This window comes from Pseudomonas yamanorum (genome assembly GCF_900105735.1).
Lineage (GTDB): Bacteria > Pseudomonadota > Gammaproteobacteria > Pseudomonadales > Pseudomonadaceae > Aquipseudomonas > Aquipseudomonas yamanorum.
Map to the genome: position 1 here is coordinate 6,940,743 of NZ_LT629793.1, position 14,938 is coordinate 6,955,680.

Annotated in this window: 13 protein-coding genes and 1 pseudogene; 9 read left to right on the forward strand and 5 right to left on the reverse strand. The window is 61.2% G+C overall.

What is annotated here, in order from left to right; genetic code table 11:
- Nucleotides 1-14: 14 nt before the first annotated feature.
- The 3 genes from BLU46_RS32090 to BLU46_RS32100 are packed head-to-tail and all read left to right on the forward strand — an operon-like array spanning nt 15 to nt 2,420.
- Nucleotides 15-719 (forward strand): ABC transporter permease, encoded by a 705-nt coding sequence (locus BLU46_RS32090; protein WP_063030286.1) that lies wholly within the window; start codon nt 15-17, stop codon nt 717-719.
- Between the two features lie 7 nt (nt 720-726).
- Entirely contained in the window at nt 727-1,425 is a 699-nt protein-coding gene (locus BLU46_RS32095; RefSeq protein ID WP_063030284.1) for an ABC transporter permease, read from the forward strand.
- Nucleotides 1,422-2,420 (forward strand): DMT family transporter, encoded by a 999-nt coding sequence (locus tag BLU46_RS32100; protein WP_093209871.1) that lies wholly within the window; start codon nt 1,422-1,424, stop codon nt 2,418-2,420. Before BLU46_RS32095 ends, BLU46_RS32100 begins: the two co-directional genes overlap by 4 nt.
- Here the strand turns inward: BLU46_RS32100 and BLU46_RS33330 are convergent.
- Nucleotides 2,376-3,008 (reverse strand): annotated as a pseudogene (locus BLU46_RS33330) (TetR/AcrR family transcriptional regulator); the annotation flags it as partial. The gene BLU46_RS32100 and the pseudogene BLU46_RS33330 sit on opposite strands and share 45 nt — an antisense overlap.
- On the opposite strand from BLU46_RS33330, the gene BLU46_RS32110 reads away from it, so the two are divergent.
- Nucleotides 2,953-3,948 carry a M14 family metallopeptidase gene (locus BLU46_RS32110; protein WP_093210228.1) on the forward strand — a complete coding sequence of 332 codons (996 nt, stop codon included), beginning with the start codon at nt 2,953-2,955 and terminating at the stop codon, nt 3,946-3,948. The pseudogene BLU46_RS33330 and the gene BLU46_RS32110 sit on opposite strands and share 56 nt — an antisense overlap.
- Before the next feature lie 211 nt (nt 3,949-4,159).
- Here the strand turns inward: BLU46_RS32110 and BLU46_RS32120 are convergent, their stop codons facing one another.
- Genes BLU46_RS32120 through BLU46_RS32130 form a run of 3 tightly spaced genes read right to left on the reverse strand, consistent with a single transcriptional unit; the run spans nt 4,160 to nt 7,161 of the window.
- Nucleotides 4,160-5,428, reverse strand: a complete 1,269-nt coding sequence (locus tag BLU46_RS32120) for an EAL domain-containing response regulator (protein ID WP_093209876.1) — start codon at nt 5,426-5,428, stop codon at nt 4,160-4,162.
- A gap of 9 nt (nt 5,429-5,437) precedes the next feature.
- Nucleotides 5,438-5,821: a response regulator gene (locus BLU46_RS32125; protein ID WP_003209702.1), complete on the reverse strand. Its 384-nt coding sequence runs from the start codon at nt 5,819-5,821 to the stop codon at nt 5,438-5,440.
- Complete coding sequence (locus tag BLU46_RS32130) at nt 5,806-7,161, reverse strand: sensor histidine kinase (protein ID WP_093209878.1); 1,356 nt, start codon at nt 7,159-7,161, stop codon at nt 5,806-5,808. The genes BLU46_RS32125 and BLU46_RS32130 overlap by 16 nt, the downstream gene beginning before the upstream one ends.
- 410 nt (nt 7,162-7,571) lie before the next feature.
- Here BLU46_RS32130 and BLU46_RS32135 point away from each other — a divergent pair, with 410 nt between their 5' ends.
- Genes BLU46_RS32135 through xylB form a run of 5 tightly spaced genes read left to right on the forward strand, consistent with a single transcriptional unit; the run spans nt 7,572 to nt 13,564 of the window.
- A complete protein-coding gene (locus BLU46_RS32135) occupies nt 7,572-9,104 on the forward strand; it encodes a sugar ABC transporter ATP-binding protein (protein WP_008430405.1) in 1,533 nt (510 codons plus the stop codon).
- 25 nt (nt 9,105-9,129) lie between these two features.
- A complete protein-coding gene (locus tag BLU46_RS32140) occupies nt 9,130-10,098 on the forward strand; it encodes an ABC transporter permease subunit (RefSeq protein WP_003209708.1) in 969 nt (322 codons plus the stop codon).
- A 33-nt stretch (nt 10,099-10,131) separates the two neighbouring features.
- Entirely contained in the window at nt 10,132-11,073 is a 942-nt protein-coding gene (locus tag BLU46_RS32145; RefSeq protein WP_093209881.1) for an ABC transporter substrate-binding protein, read from the forward strand.
- 21 nt (nt 11,074-11,094) lie between these two features.
- Nucleotides 11,095-12,087 carry a LacI family DNA-binding transcriptional regulator gene (locus tag BLU46_RS32150; protein WP_063033971.1) on the forward strand — a complete coding sequence of 331 codons (993 nt, stop codon included), beginning with the start codon at nt 11,095-11,097 and terminating at the stop codon, nt 12,085-12,087.
- Between the two features lies 1 nt (nt 12,088).
- The gene (gene xylB, locus BLU46_RS32155) at nt 12,089-13,564 is read left to right on the forward strand and encodes a xylulokinase (RefSeq protein WP_093209883.1); all 1,476 of its coding nucleotides are present in this window, start codon (nt 12,089-12,091) and stop codon (nt 13,562-13,564) included.
- A gap of 452 nt (nt 13,565-14,016) precedes the next feature.
- On the opposite strand, the gene gcvA is transcribed toward xylB, so the two are convergent.
- Nucleotides 14,017-14,928, reverse strand: a complete 912-nt coding sequence (gene gcvA, locus BLU46_RS32165) for a transcriptional regulator GcvA (protein ID WP_093209885.1) — start codon at nt 14,926-14,928, stop codon at nt 14,017-14,019.
- Between the last annotated feature and the right edge of the window lie 10 nt (nt 14,929-14,938).

Genomic DNA, 14,938 nt, shown 5'->3' on the forward strand with positions numbered 1-14,938 from the left:
AATAGGGAGCCGCGATGTTCGATCTACTCAACTTCAGCGAGCAAGGCTGGGGCAATGCATTGCTCAAAGGGTTATGGATGACCCTGCAGATCTCCGCCGGCTCGTTTGCGGTGGGGTTGCTGATCGGCCTGGTGGTGGCCTGCGCGAAGCTCAGTGCACCGCGCCCGATAGCCCTGCTGATGCGCGGTTACACCACAGTCTTTCGCGCAGTGCCCGAGTTGCTGCTGATCCTGCTGCTGTATTACGCAGGCTCCATGGGCCTCAACGCGCTGATGCTGTGGCTGGGGTTTGCGCAGTTCAACATCAGCGGCCCGCTGGTAGCGGTCCTGGTACTGGGGCTGGTGCAAGGCGCGTACGCCTCGGAGATTTTCCGCGCGGCGATCCTCGCGATTCCCCACGGCCAGATCGAAGCGGCGCGGGCGTTTGGCTTGAGCGGCTTTGGCCTGTTCCGTCGGGTAACCCTGCCGATCATGGCGCCGTACGCCCTGGCCGGCATGTCCAATTTGTGGATCAACCTGATCAAGGACAGCGCGCTGATCAGCGTGGTAGGCACCAACGAACTGCTGTACACCGCCAAACAGGCGGCGGGCTCGACCCGGCATTACCTGTTGTTTTACCTCACGGCCGCCGCCTTGTATTACCTGGTGACATTGGCCTCCAACTACCTGTCCGGGCGCCTGGAACGACGTATTCGTCGCTGGATGCCGGTTGTCGAGTGAGCCACACATGCCTGAGTGGATAAGTTATTACGCAGGACTGATCGCCAAAGGCTTGCAGACGACCCTGTCGTTGCTGGTGATTTCGGCAGTGCTCGGCTTCGCGTTGGCGGTGCTGGTAGCCCTGGCGCGGCTGTCCCGGCGCAAGTGGCTGGCCCGCTGTGCGCTGGGGTACACCAGTGTGCTGCGGGGCACGCCGTTGCTGATCCAGATCTACATCTTCTACTACGGCCTGGGCAGTCTATTTGCCCAGTTCCCGATGATTCGCGGGAGTTTCCTCTGGCCGTTCCTGCGGGACGGTTACTGGTACATCGTGTTTGCCCTGGTGTTGTCAGTGGGCGCGTACGTCGGTGAAGTGATTCGCGGCGGCCTGCTGGCGGTGCCCAAGGGTGAAATGGAAGCCGCCTCGGCGTTTGGCATGACGCCGCGCCAGGCCCTGTTGCGGGTGCGCTTGCCACGGGCCATGCGCCTGCTGCTGCCGACCCTGGCGGGGGAGACGGTGATGTTGCTCAAGTCCACCGCACTGGCTTCAACCATCGCCGTGGTCGACCTGCTCGGCGCTGCCAACGTGGTGCGCGCCCAGACCTTGCAGATCTACCAGCCGCTGCTGCTGGTGGCCGGGGTCTACCTGTGCCTGACCTTTTTGATTGAAGCCCTGTATGCCGTTGCCGAGCGGCGCGGCACACCGTTGCGCAGGTCTGCCGGATGAAAACCGATCGCTCGTTGCAAGGGATTGCCCTGTGTTCGCTGGCCTATGCGTTCCTGGCGTTGCAGGACGCCGGGATCAAATGGCTGGTGGCCGACTATTCAGTTTTCACCATCCTGTTCTGGCGCAGCCTGGTGGTGGTCGCTGCGTGCGTGATCGCCGGGCGCCTGGGCTTGCTCAAGCGTGCCTGGCGTTCCGTCAGTCGCAAGCTGCTGATCATTCGCGGCCTGCTGTCGCTGCTGGCCTGGCTGCTGTACTACACCGCCGCCAAGGACCTGACCCTGGCGGAAATGACCACCCTGTATTTTTCTGCGCCGATCATGGTCACGCTGCTGGCGGCGCTGATCCTCAAGGAACGCGCCAGTCGCGGCCAGTGGATTTCGCTGATCATAGGCTTTGTCGGCGTGGTGATCGCCTGTCGTCCCAGTAGCATGGTCGACCCGCTGCCAATCGCCCTGACATTGGCCGCCGCACTGTGCTGGGCATTTACCTATATCCAGTTGCGCCAGGTGGACGACAACACCTCGGTGCTGGAGCAAATGCTGATCACCAATGTGGTGTTTGTGATCTGCATGGTGGTGACGCTGCCCTGGACCCACACACCGTCGCCGACCCCGGCGTGGCTGGGCATGCTCGGTGCCGGTCTGGTGGGCGGCATTGGCCAGTTCCTGTTGTTTGCGAGTTTCCGCCGAGCCACGGCGACGCTGTTGGCGCCGTTTGAGTACACCGGCTTGATCTGGGCCTTCCTGCTGTCGAGCCTGGTGTGGGGCACGGTGATGGACGTGTCGCTGATCTTCGGCGCCGCGCTGATCGCCGTCAGCGGCACCCTGGCCATGCTCAGCGCCCGGCATCACGTGTCACAAGACGTGGTCGGCGCCGAATGCTCCGTGACGCAGCCCTTGTATCCAGCAGCGGCAGATGTGCAGCCCGTTGCCGGGGCTGAAGGTGCCGGGGTTGAGGCACCACTCAAGCCAGAGTCCGTCGAGCATCGCCGATAAACCGATGGCGGCCAGGCGCGTGTCATGGATCACGAAGCCTTCGCTCTGGGCCAGGTCGTCGAGCAATTGACGGATCAGTTCGAGGTAGGCGCGGTAGCTTTTTTCATGGGAGTCATTCACGTGTTCCGAGTGGCGGATCAAGCTCCAGAACACCACCCAGACGCCCAACAGTTTCGGGTCCATCACCCGCGAGGAAAACGAACCGGCGAGGAATGCATCCAGCCGCGCTGCTGGGCCCTCGGCCTGGTCGACTTCCTGCCAGAGGGCGGTGGTCAGTTCGCTGGCCAGCTTGTGATAGGTCTCGGCGATCAGTGCATCGATGCTGCCGAAATGGTGATTGAGCAACCCCACCGAAACCCCGGCTTCAGCGGCGATGCGCCGCACCGAAATGCCGGCATGCCCGTCCCGGGCGAGGCTGGTGAGGGTGGCGGCAATCAGCAGGTCGCGACGGTCTTCGGTCACAGGCACATCCCAGATGGTTGAACGTGTGTTCAATATATACCTGCAGAACCAACAAGAGGAGGGCAACGGCATGGCAAAAGACCTTTCGTGGCAAGTCCCCGGTGATTCCGGGAACACCCTGCACATCGGCGCCTGGCGCTTCGAGGGTGACGGCAGCGGGCCTCGGGTGCACCTGCAAGCCGGGGTGCATGCCGATGAAATCGCCGGGATGCTGGTGTTGCATCAACTGCTGCCGCGTTTGCAGGCGTGTCAGGACCGGGGGCGACTCAAGGGCTCGGTGACGGTGGTGCCTCAGGCTAATCCGTTTGGCATTGGGCAGTTTCGCCAGGGGCGGTTGTTGGGGCGGTTTCATGAGGCCACCGGGCAGAACTTTAATCGGGCGTTTGATCATTCATTGGCCATGGAGCGGCCGGCAAGCAACTTGGCGCAATGGCAGAAAAGTCTGGTGCAGTTGGCGGCTGATGCGGAGTTGGTGCTGGACCTGCACACCGATGATGAGGCGCTGCCGTATCTGTATATACATCGCAGCTTTTGGCCGGAGGGCCAGGTATTGGCGGCGGCGTTGCAGGTGGATGTGGTGATTGTCTGGGACGAGGGCGGTGATGGGTCGTTTGAAGAGACGATCATTGATCACGGGAAGCCGCGGTTGGCGGCGACGATTGAATTGCGTGGGCAGGCGGATGTGAGTGATGCCTTGGCCGGGCGGGATGGTGACGGGATCTGGGGTTGGCTTTGTGCTAGCGGGGTGATTGATGAGGCGCCGGTGATTGCCGACTGGCAGGGGCAGGTGGTGGACATGGGCTGTATGGAGACCATTCTGGCACCGTGTGCCGGGGTGTTGGTGTTTGAAAAAGGTTTGGGTGAGCAGGTTGAAGAGGGTGAGCGGTTTGCGCGGATTGTTCGGCGGCCTGGGGATTCGGCTTCTGAAGTTGTGCTGCATGCGGCGCAAACCGGGCGGATGGTGACGGGGCATCGGGAGCGGTTGGTGGCACAGGGATCGGTGGTGGCCAAGTTTACCGGCACGCGGTTGTCTGAGGGTTACAGCGGGGGGGTGTTGGATCCTTAGGCGGGAGTACATAATCAAGAGCGGGCACGGTCAAATGTGGGAGCTGGCTTGCCTGCGATGCAGACACCTCGGTGTATCAGGCAGACCCAGTTGATGCCATCGCAGGCAAGCCAGCTCCCACAGAAAAGCAGAGCTACCCTCCATTCGCTCTAGCTTTTGATCTGCGGCCCGCGAGCAATCAAGTTACAGAAGCGGGAGGGGCTGTTCGAAGTCAGTGGGGCTGCGGCCTGACCAGGCCGCGTTTTTCCAGCAACAAGCGCTCCAGTTCTTTCATCGGCAGCGGCCGGCTGAACAGATACCCCTGGATCTGATCGCAGCCGGCTTCCCGCAGAAACTCCAGCTGCGCCTGGGTTTCCACACCTTCGGCGACCACTCGCAGCTTGAGGCTGTGGGCCAGTTCGATGATGGTGCGGGTGATCGCCGCGTCCTGGGGGTTGCTGGTGACTTCGCGGATAAACGCAATATCGATTTTCAGCGTATCAATCGGGAACCGCCGCAGGTAAGCCAGGCTGGAATAGCCGGTGCCAAAGTCGTCAATGGAGATCTTCACCCCCATGGCCCGCAGGCGTTGCAAGCTGGCGATGGTGTGTTGGGTGTTCTCCATCAACGAGCCTTCGGTCAGTTCAACCTCCAGCCAATGGGCCTCGACGCCGGCATTCGCGAGTGATTGAGCGATATCGGCAATCAGGTCGCCCTCGATCAATTGATGCCCGGAAACGTTGACCGACACTTCCACCGCACCCACCGCGCTGGATTGCCAGGTCGCGATCTGACGGCACACGTTGTCGATCACCCAACGCCCTAGCGTGACGATCAGCCCCTGGCTTTCCAGGATCGGTATGAACACCGCCGGAGACACTGCACCGTAACCGGGCCGGTCCCAGCGTAGCAGGGCCTCAAGGGCACACACCTGACCGTTGGCCAGTTCGACCTTGGGTTGATAATGCAGCACGAATTCTTCGCGCTCGACGGCTAGGCGCAGGGCTTTTTCAAGGTCCAGGCGCGCCAGGTCATGCACATTCAACCGCGAGGACTCCTGTTGGTGGTGTTTAAGTTGCTGCTCCAACAACAGGCTATGGTTTTTCAACTGATCGCCGTGGGCCTTGAGCCGCAGCAGGTTGCGTACCCGTAGCCACAACTCGACCCGTTCCACTGGTTTGCTGATGAATTCTTCAGCACCGGTTTCCAGGCCACTGAGTCGCGCACTGGATTCGCTCAGGGCCGAGAGCATGATGATCGGAATGTTCGCCGTGGCCTGGTTGCTCTTGAGCTGGTTGGCCACTTCGTAACCGTCCATGCCCGGCATCATGATGTCCAGCAGGATCAAGTCTGGCGGCCGTTGCGCCACCAACTGCAAGGCTTCTTCACCACTGGCGGCACTCACGGTCTGGTACCCCTCGTGGCGCAGCAGGGTTTCCAGCAGCTTGCGCACCTGGATTTCATCATCGACGATCAAGAGCGTTGCGGGTTGGCTGGCCATGGAGAGGACTCAAGTTGGAGGTGTAATGTTCTTTTGCAGCAGCGTATCGATTACCTGGTACAGCTCTTTGTAGCGCAGGGGCTTGATGATGTAGGCATCGCAGCCGGCCCGCAGGGTTTTGTCGCGGTCTTCCTTCATGGCCATGGCGGTCAGGGCGATCACCGGGATGTGGGCGGTGTGAGGGTCCTGCTTGAGCAGTGACGTGGCCGCCAGGCCGTCCATGCCGGGCAACTGGATATCCATCAGGATCAGCGCCGGTTGTTTTTCCCGGGCCAGGGTCAACCCGGTCTCGGCATCGGCCGCCCACAACACGCTGTGGCCGGCGTTTACCAGCAGCAAGCGGGCGAGGCGCATGTTGGCTTCGTTGTCTTCGACGATCAGGATTTCGGCCATGGGGCCTCCGCATCCGCAGCGCGGTGCAGCGGCAGCCACACCACAAATCGCGCGCCGGCACCTTCGCGGCTGGCCACGGCGACACTGCCGCCGTGCAGGTCGGTCAGTTGCTTGACCATCGCCAGTCCCAGACCCGTACCTTCGAATTTACGCGCCAGGCTACTGTCGATCTGGCTGAAAGCCTTGAACAGCTTGCTCATGTCGTGCCGGGCGATACCGATGCCGGTGTCGCTGACGCTGAATTCCAGGAACTGTCGGTGCTCGCTGGGTTGCAGGGCAAAACCATAGGTGGGCCAGTCGCCGGGAACCTGCCCGACTTGTGCACGACTCACCTCGCGCACCGACAGGGTCACCGAGCCGCCGTGCTCGCTGAACTTCACCGCATTGGCCAGCAGGTTGTAGATGATCTGCTTGGTCTTGCGCAGGTCGAGTTCCAGGGTGCCGAAGTCGTCCTGGCTTTCGAGCTTCAACTGGATGCGTTGCAGCGCGGCCTTTTCCCGCACGATCAGCAGGCTGTTGGCCAACAACCCCGCCAGTTCCACGGCTTCCAGTTCCAGGTCCATCATCCCGGCCTCGACCTTGGACAGGTCGAGGATGTCGTTGATCAGCGACAGCAAGTGTTGGCCGCTGGTGAAGATGTCACCAATGTATTCGCGCTGGATATCGCTCATGTCGCCCACCAGGCCGTCCTTTAGCGCCTCGGAAAAACCGATCACGGCATTCAGCGGCGTGCGCAACTCGTGGGACATGGTGGCGAGGAATTCGGACTTCATGTGGCTGGCGTGTTCCAGCTCCAGGTTCTTCTCTTCGAGCGCACGCTCAAAGCCTTTGCGTTGTGCCTCTTCCTGCTTGCGTGCGGTGTTGTCGGTGCCGATCAGCAGATAGCCGATGATCGCGTCGTTGCGGTTGCGCAGGGCGGTGACCGAGACCATCGCTGACAGGCGACTGTTGTCCTTGCGGATATAGGTCAGCTCGTAGATGTCCTCGATACCCCGGGAGGCCTTGAACACCAGGGCTTCGAAGCCGGGCGTGATCGGTGTGTCCAGTTCCAGGCTGAGGGCAGCGGCGCGGGTGATCAGCTCGGCGGGGTCGGAAATGTCGGCCGGTGTCACGCGGTTCAGCACATCGGCGGCGGCATAGCCGAGCATGCGTTCAGCGCCGACGTTGAAGATCTGGATCACGCCTTTTTCGTCGGTGGCAATGCTGGAGAAGTAAGCGCTGTTGAAGATCGCGTCTTGCAGCGCGCCGGTCTTGAGCAGGGCTTTCTGACGTTTGAATTCGACGATTTTCTCGGCCCGGGATTGCGGCTCGATGGGGCTGTCGGCTGAAGAATTGTCCATCGTGACGTGTTCCGTGAGCTTGAGGCCTGACGCTGCCCAAACGCAGCGCCGCAGAGCATGCTCACAGAAGATCGCGCAGGCACGATGAGGAGGAGATGATGTCTTTGGACGATAGCAGATAAACAGCAAACCACAGGGGTTGCGGTGGCCAAAAGCAGTGCCTTTTTCGAAAAATCACCCAACTGGATAGATTCCGATGAAAAAGGCGCGATTTTGTGTGCGCTTAACCGGTCCAGATCGCCGAATGAACATTTATTCATCAGGTGAAACGTTTAATCAAGCGATAAACGGCTGACGCAAGCGCTTGCGTAAGCAAATATATCTGATTAGAGTCGGCAGCAGTCAGGTCTGCCGATGGGTGTCACCGGCAAACGCTTGAACACAACAATAATAAAACCAGGAGCTCAGTCATGAGCCTTGAACCCTTGCTTGAAATGCAGGGCATCAGCAAGACCTTCAACGGCCTGCGGGTGCTCAAGAACGTCAGCCTGAAGGTCTACCCCGGTGAAATCCACGCCCTGATGGGTGAGAACGGCGCCGGCAAATCGACCTTGATGAAAATCCTCTCCGGTGCCTACCAGGCCGATGACGGCGGCACCATCCGCATCGATGGCCAGCCTGTCGCCAGTTACAACCCAGCCTCCGCCAAAGCCCTTGGCATTGCCGTGATCTACCAGGAACTCAGCCTGTGTCCGAACCTCACGGTGGCCGAGAACATCTACTTGGGCCGTGAACTGCGCCGTGGCTGGACCATCGACCGCAAGGGCATGGAAGCCGGGGTGGCTGAAGTGCTGGCAAGGCTCGGCGCGGAGTTCCTGCCCACCACCCGCGTCGCCAGCCTGTCCATCGCCGAGCGCCAATTGGTAGAAATCGCCCGGGCGCTGCATGCCCACGCGAAAATCCTGGTGATGGACGAACCCACCACGCCGCTGTCTTCCCGGGAAACCGACCGCCTGTTTGCGCTGATCAAACAGCTGCGCAGCCAAGGCTTGGCGATCATCTACATCAGCCACCGCATGGCGGAAATCTACGAACTGTCAGACCGGGTCTCGGTGCTGCGGGACGGCGAGTACGTCGGCGAACTGGCGCGGGACGTGCTGTCGGCCGAGGTGCTGGTGAAGATGATGGTGGGCCGCGACCTTTCCGGTTTCTACAAGAAGGAACATGCCGCCTACGACCCCGGCCAGGTGGTGATGCGTGTGCGCGACATGGCCGACGGCAAGCGCGTGCGCAATTGCAGTTTCGACCTGCACGCCGGTGAAGTGCTGGGCATTGCCGGGCTGGTGGGCGCTGGCCGTACCGAACTGGCGCGGCTGATCTTTGCGGCCGACCCGCGTACTTCGGGCACCCTGGAGGTGGTCGGCAAGACCGTGACCCAACTGCGCAACCCGGCGGATGCGATTCGTGCCGGCGTGGTGTACCTCACCGAAGACCGCAAGGCCCAGGGCCTGTTTCTCGACATGAGCGTGGCCGACAACATCAACGTTTGTGCCTGTGTGCCGGATGCCCATGCCGGTGGGGTACTCGACCGTGGCCACGCGGCACAACGCTCACGCGATGCAATCAAGTCCCTGTCGATCCGCGTGGCGTCGGGCAAGGTCAATGTCGGCAGCTTGTCCGGTGGCAATCAGCAGAAGGTGCTGCTGGCCCGGCTGCTGGAGGTCAAGCCTCATGTGCTGATCCTCGACGAACCCACCCGTGGCGTGGACATCGGCTCCAAATCCGAGATCTACCGCATCATCAATCAGTTGGCCAAGGCCGGCGTAGGCATCGTGGTGATCTCCAGCGAGTTGCCGGAAATCATCGGCACCTGCGACCGCGTGCTGATCATGCGCGAAGGGCAATTGGTAGCCGAAGTGGGCGGGGCATCGGGGCTGGATATTTCCCAGGAGGCGATCATCGACCTCGCCACCGGCAGCGAGCAGGTGGCCGCCCATGGCTAATTCAACTACGAGCGGGAGCAACACCATGACTGTGGCAACGATCGGCAAGGCTGAGCGTATTCGGGAACTGATGCGCACGGTGGGCATGCTGCCGGTGTTGGTGCTGCTGTTGGTGGGCTTTGCCCTCGCCAGCGAAAACTTCATGACGGTGCAGAACCTGTCGATCATCACCCAGCAGGCGTCGGTCAACGTGGTGCTGGCGGCGGGCATGACCTTTGTGATCCTCACAGCGGGCATCGACTTGTCGGTAGGCGCGATTCTCGCGGCTTCGGCCGTGGTCGCGCTGCAAGCCTCAATGTCGCCGCAATTCGGCATGTTCGGGATTGCCGCCGGGGTTGGCTTCGGCCTGTTGCTGGGCCTGGTCAATGGCGGCCTGATCGCCTTCATGCGCCTGCCGCCGTTTATCGTCACCCTCGGTGCGCTGACGGCCATGCGCGGTTTGGCTCGTCTGTTGGCCGACGACAAAACCGTGTTCAACCCTGACCTGCCATTCGCGTTTATCGGCAACGACTCGGTGCTGGGCGTGCCCTGGCTGGTGATTATTGCCGTGGCCGTCATCGCATTGTCGTGGTTCATCCTGCGGCGCACGGTGATGGGGGTGCAGATCTACTCCGTGGGCGGCAACCCGGAAGCGGCGCGGTTGTCGGGGATCAAGGTGTGGAAAGTCCTGCTGTTCGTCTATGCCATGTCCGGTGCCCTAGCCGGCCTCGGCGCGGTGATGAGCGCGTCACGCCTGTTCGCCGCCAATGGCCTGCAACTGGGGCAATCCTATGAGCTGGATGCAATTGCCGCGGTGATCCTCGGCGGCACCAGTTTTACCGGCGGCGTCGGCACCATCGGCGGCACGCTGATTGGTGCCCTGATCATCGCGGTATTGACCAACGGCCTGGTGCTGCTGGGGGTGTCGGATATCTGGCAGTACATCATCAAGGGCATCGTGATCATTGGCGCCGTAGCGCTGGATCGCTATCGCCAGTCCGGTGCGCGGACCTGATTTCACTCAAACAACAATCACAAGAGAGTCATCATGAACTTCAAACGCATGTTTCCTGTTGTCGCCTCCCTGGGCGTTGCCGTGTTGATGTCCCAAGCCGTGGAGGCCCGTGAACTGAAAGCCATTGGCATCAGCATGGGTTCCCTGGGCAACCCGTATTTCGTGACCCTGGCCGACGGTGCCACGGCCCGGGCCAAGGAGCTGAACCCGGCGGTCAAGGTCACCTCGGTGTCGGCTGACTACGACCTGAGCAAGCAGTTCTCGCAGATCGACAACTTCATCTCGTCCAAGGTCGACCTGATCCTGCTCAACGCCGTCGACCCGTCGGCCATGGCCTCGGCGATCAAGAAAGCCCGTGACGCCGGGATCGTGGTGGTGGCGGTGGACGTCGATGCGAAGGGCGTGAATGCCACGGTGCAGACCGACAACGTCGAAGCCGGCAAGCTCGCCTGCCAGTTCATCGTCGACAAACTGTCGGGCAAGGGCAACGTGATTATCCAGAATGGCCCGCAGGTCACCGCCGTGACCGATCGCGTCAAAGGCTGTAAAGCTGCGCTGGCCAGTGCGCCGGATATCAAGGTGCTGTCTGATGACCAGGACGGCAAAGGCTCCCGCGAAGGCGGCTTGAACGTGATGCAGGGCTACCTGACCCGCTTCCAGAAAATCGACGGCCTGTTCGCGATCAACGACCCGCAAGCCATCGGCAGCGACCTGGCCGCCAAGCAGCTGAAACGCAGCGGCATCATCATCACCTCCGTGGACGGCGCGCCGGACATCGAGAATGCCCTGAAGACCGACACCCTGATCCAGGCCTCTGCCAGTCAGGACCCATGGGCCATGGCCCAGACCGCGGTTAACGTCGGCAATCACATTCTCAATGACAAACAACCCGCCGAAGCGGTTACCCTGCTGGCGCCAAAATTGATCACCCGCGACAACGTCGGTTCCTACAGCGGTTGGTCCAGCAAACATTAAAAGCGCGCAGGAGTGAACACCGTGGCAACCATGGAGGATGTGGCAAGAATTGCAGGGGTGTCGACGTCGACGGTTTCCCACGTCTTGAACGGCACCCGCAAGGTCAGCCCGGACACGGTGCAAGCGGTGCAGAGCGCGATCCGGCAGTTGGGCTACATCCCCAACACGCTGGCGCGCTCCCTGGCTCGATCCACCACCAATACCATTGGCGTGGCGATCTCGGCGCTGTCCAACCACTACTTCAGTGAAACGGTGCACGCGATTGAAACCGAGTGCGCCAAACACGGCTACATGATGCTGTTTGTCGATACCCACGACGATCCCGAGCAGGAGTTGCGGGTGGTTACGACGCTGCACCATCGACGGGTGGACGGCATTTTGCTGGCGCCGTCTACCGGTTCCCTGGCCCTGGAATACTTGCAGGCCAATGAAGTACCGGCAGTGCTGGTGGACCGGATGATGAGCGATCGCTTTGATCAGGTCGGGGTGGAAAACACCTTGTCGACCCAGGCGTTGGTGGCGCACTTGATCGAGCATGGCCACCGGCGCATCGGCTTTATTTCCGGGCGGGCGGGGCTGGGCACTTCCAGTGAGCGCGTGGCCGGGTATCAAGCCGCGTTGCTTGCGGCGGGGTTACCGTTTGATCCGCAGTTGCTGGTCAATGGTGGGTCGAGCAGCGAACCTGCACGGCAAGCGACGGCGCAGTTATTGGCCTTGGACACACCGCCCACGGCGATCATGGCGGGCAACAACCTGATGACCCTCGGCGCAATGCATGCCTTGCGCGATGCGCATATCGATGTGCCCGGGCAAATGGCTTTGGTGGGTTTCGATGATTTTGAATGGGCGGACTTCTTTGTGCCGCGCCTGACCCTGATCGCGCAACCGGTCCAGGAACTGGGCGCCCGTGCGGTCAACCTGCTGCTTGAGCGCATGGCGTCGCCCAAGCGTAAAACACACAGTGTGCGGCTCGCGCCCACTCTGAAGATTCGTAATTCATGCGGCTGCCCCTGATATGAACAACCCGGTTTCCCTTGGCATTGATCTCGGCACCTCGGAACTCAAGGCGATCCTGATGGACGAGCAAGGCCGCGTCCTCGCTCATGCGGGGGCGCGGCTGACGGTCTCGCGCCCGCACACGGGCTGGTCCGAGCAGGCGCCTGAGGACTGGTGGCAAGCGTGCCTGAAGGCCTTGGACCAACTGCGTACTGACCAGCCGGATGCCTATGGCCGTGTCGGCTGTATCGGTTTGTCCGGGCAGATGCACGGGGCGGTATTGCTGGGGCAAGACGACCGGGTGCTGTACCCGGCGATTCTCTGGGATGACTCCCGTGCCATGGCCCAGGCTGAAGCGTTGGGCTGTGAGTTTGCCGACGTCACCGGTAGCTTGCCGATGGCCGGTCTTACGGCGCCCAAGCTGCTGTGGTTGCAGGAGCATGAGCCGGCGGTATTCAGCGCCATTGATTGCGTGCTGTCGCCCAAGGACTATCTGCGCTTGCGCTTGAGTGGTGAGCGCGTGAGTGATGTGTCTGATGGTGCGGGGACGTTGTGGCTGGATGTGGCCAACCGGGAATGGTTTGAACCGATGCTGCAGGCCACGGGTTTGCGGATGGCGCAGATGCCACGGCTGGTAGAAGGTGGCGCGGCCAGTGCTTGTTTGAATGCTGCGGTGGCGGGGCGACTGGGCTTGGCTGAGGGCCTGGTGATTGCTGGCGGTGGCGGGGACAACCCGGTGGCGGCGGTGGGCATTGGGGCGGTGAATGCCGGTGATGCGTTTATCACGTTGGGGACGAGTGCGGCCATCGTGGCGATTACTGATCACTCGGCGGGGAATCCGGCGAGTGCGGTGCATAGTTTTTGTCATGCGTTGCCTGGGCGTTGGTACACCATGGGGGCGATGTTGGCCGGGGCCAGTTGCTTGCGTTGGGTGACGCGGTTGACGGGGTCGGTTGATGAGCAGGCGTTGTTGGATCGGGTGCAGGCCGAGTTGCCGATCGGGCAGTGCGTGCCGGTTTCCAATCCGTTGTTTTTGCCGTATTTGGCGGGGGAGCGTACGCCTCATAACGACCCGCTGTTGCGGGGTGGGTTTATGAATCTGGGGCATGATTGCACGCCGGCTATGTTGGGGTATGCGGTGATGGAAGGGGTTGGGTTCGGGTTGTTGGATGCGCTGAGTGCGGTGCAGTCGGCCGGGGCCTCGGTGGGGGCTTGTGGGTTGGTGGGGGGTGGGGCCCGCAGTGAGTATTGGGCGCAGTTGCTGGCCAATATTCTTGGGCGGGAGATCTATACGTTGCACGGTAGTGAGTTGGGGGCGTGTATTGGGGCGGCGAAGTTGGGATTTGTGGCGATTGGGCGGGGTGGGGCGCTGTTGCAGGCGGGGATGCCGGTGAAGGCACGGTTTTTTCCGGATGGTGCTCAAGCGGGTGTGTTGCAGGCACGTTATCGGAAGTTTCAGGGGCTGTTGGGGGCGGCTAAGGCTTTGCACGATTAGCTAAGTTTTGGGTGTATATCCGTTATTTAGGTAACGGCCGCTTATGGTTCCGCTCTTACAGCGGCTCACTTTTGAACAGCGCAAAAGTAAGCAAAACGCTCTTGCCCCACCACTCGGCATCTCGCCCAGGCTCGGTGTGCCCTCACTCCGGCTTTGGACCGTGGGCCGCCGTCATGGGCCATCCCTGGCCCAGGACGGCTAACCTGGCGTCCTGCCAGGTTACCCACGCTCCAAAGCCTGCGTTCGGCCAGCGTGGTTTAACGGGGCGCCTAAGATCAAGATCAAGATCAAAAGCAAAAGCAAAAGCAAGAGCAAGAGCACAGCGGCCTACCGGCCGGCTTGAGTGTTGAAGAGCAAAATCTAAAGCTAAAGCGGGCACGGTCAAATGTGGGAGCTGGCTTGCCTGCGATGGCATCACCTCGGTTTATCTGAAAAAACCAGTTGTCTGCGATCTATGTAGCAGTCTCGGTCAATATCCAGTCGCGGAACGCTTGGACTTTTGTCAGCTCGCCGCACTCTGGCCGGTAGACCACGTAGTAGGCGAGGGCCACGGCGCTTTTGACTTCGCCAAACGGCCGGATCAGACGCCCGGATGCCAGGTCGTCGCGCACCATGACGCTGCGGCCCAACGCGATGCCTTGTCCTTCGATCGCGGCCTGTACCACGGCCGCTGAGTTGTTGATACGCAGCCCGTGGCTGGCATCCGTTCCCGTTTGCTCCATCGCGTCCAGCCAGGTTCGCCAGCTTGGGAAGCTGGGGTCGCCGGCCATCGAAAGGTCGTGAATCAGCGTGCACTGTGCGAGCGCTTCCAGGCTGAGCTTGCCGTCCGCCAGCGCTGGATAGTTCGGGGAGCAGACGGGAAAAAGGTCTTCATCCATCAACTTGATCGCTGCTAATCCAGGCCAATTACCGGCGCCATAACGCACGCCGATGTCGATACGCTCGGTGAGGAAATCCAGGGTCTTGAGGTTGGTGTTCAGCAGTACGTCGATTTCCGGATGCAACTGCTGAAAACGCTCCAGTCTGGGGAGCAACCATTTGCCGGCGAACGCCGGGCTGACCGTCACGGTCAGGTCGGTACTCTGTGACGCTTCCTTGAGACGTGCCAATCCCATTCGCAACCGATCAAAACCCTCGCGGATATCCGGCAACGCAGAACGGGCCACGTCCGTCAGCAACAGTCGGGCATTGCCGCTGCTGGCGCGGGTGAATAACGGCAGCCCCAGCCAGGATTCCAGGCTGCGCACTTGTTGGCCGACGGCGGCGGAGGTGACGTTCAGCTCTTCGGCCGCCGCAGTGAAGCTTTGATGCCTGGCCGCTGCTTCGAAAGCACGCAAGGCATTGAGGTATCCAAGTGGGTTCATCTAAAGAATT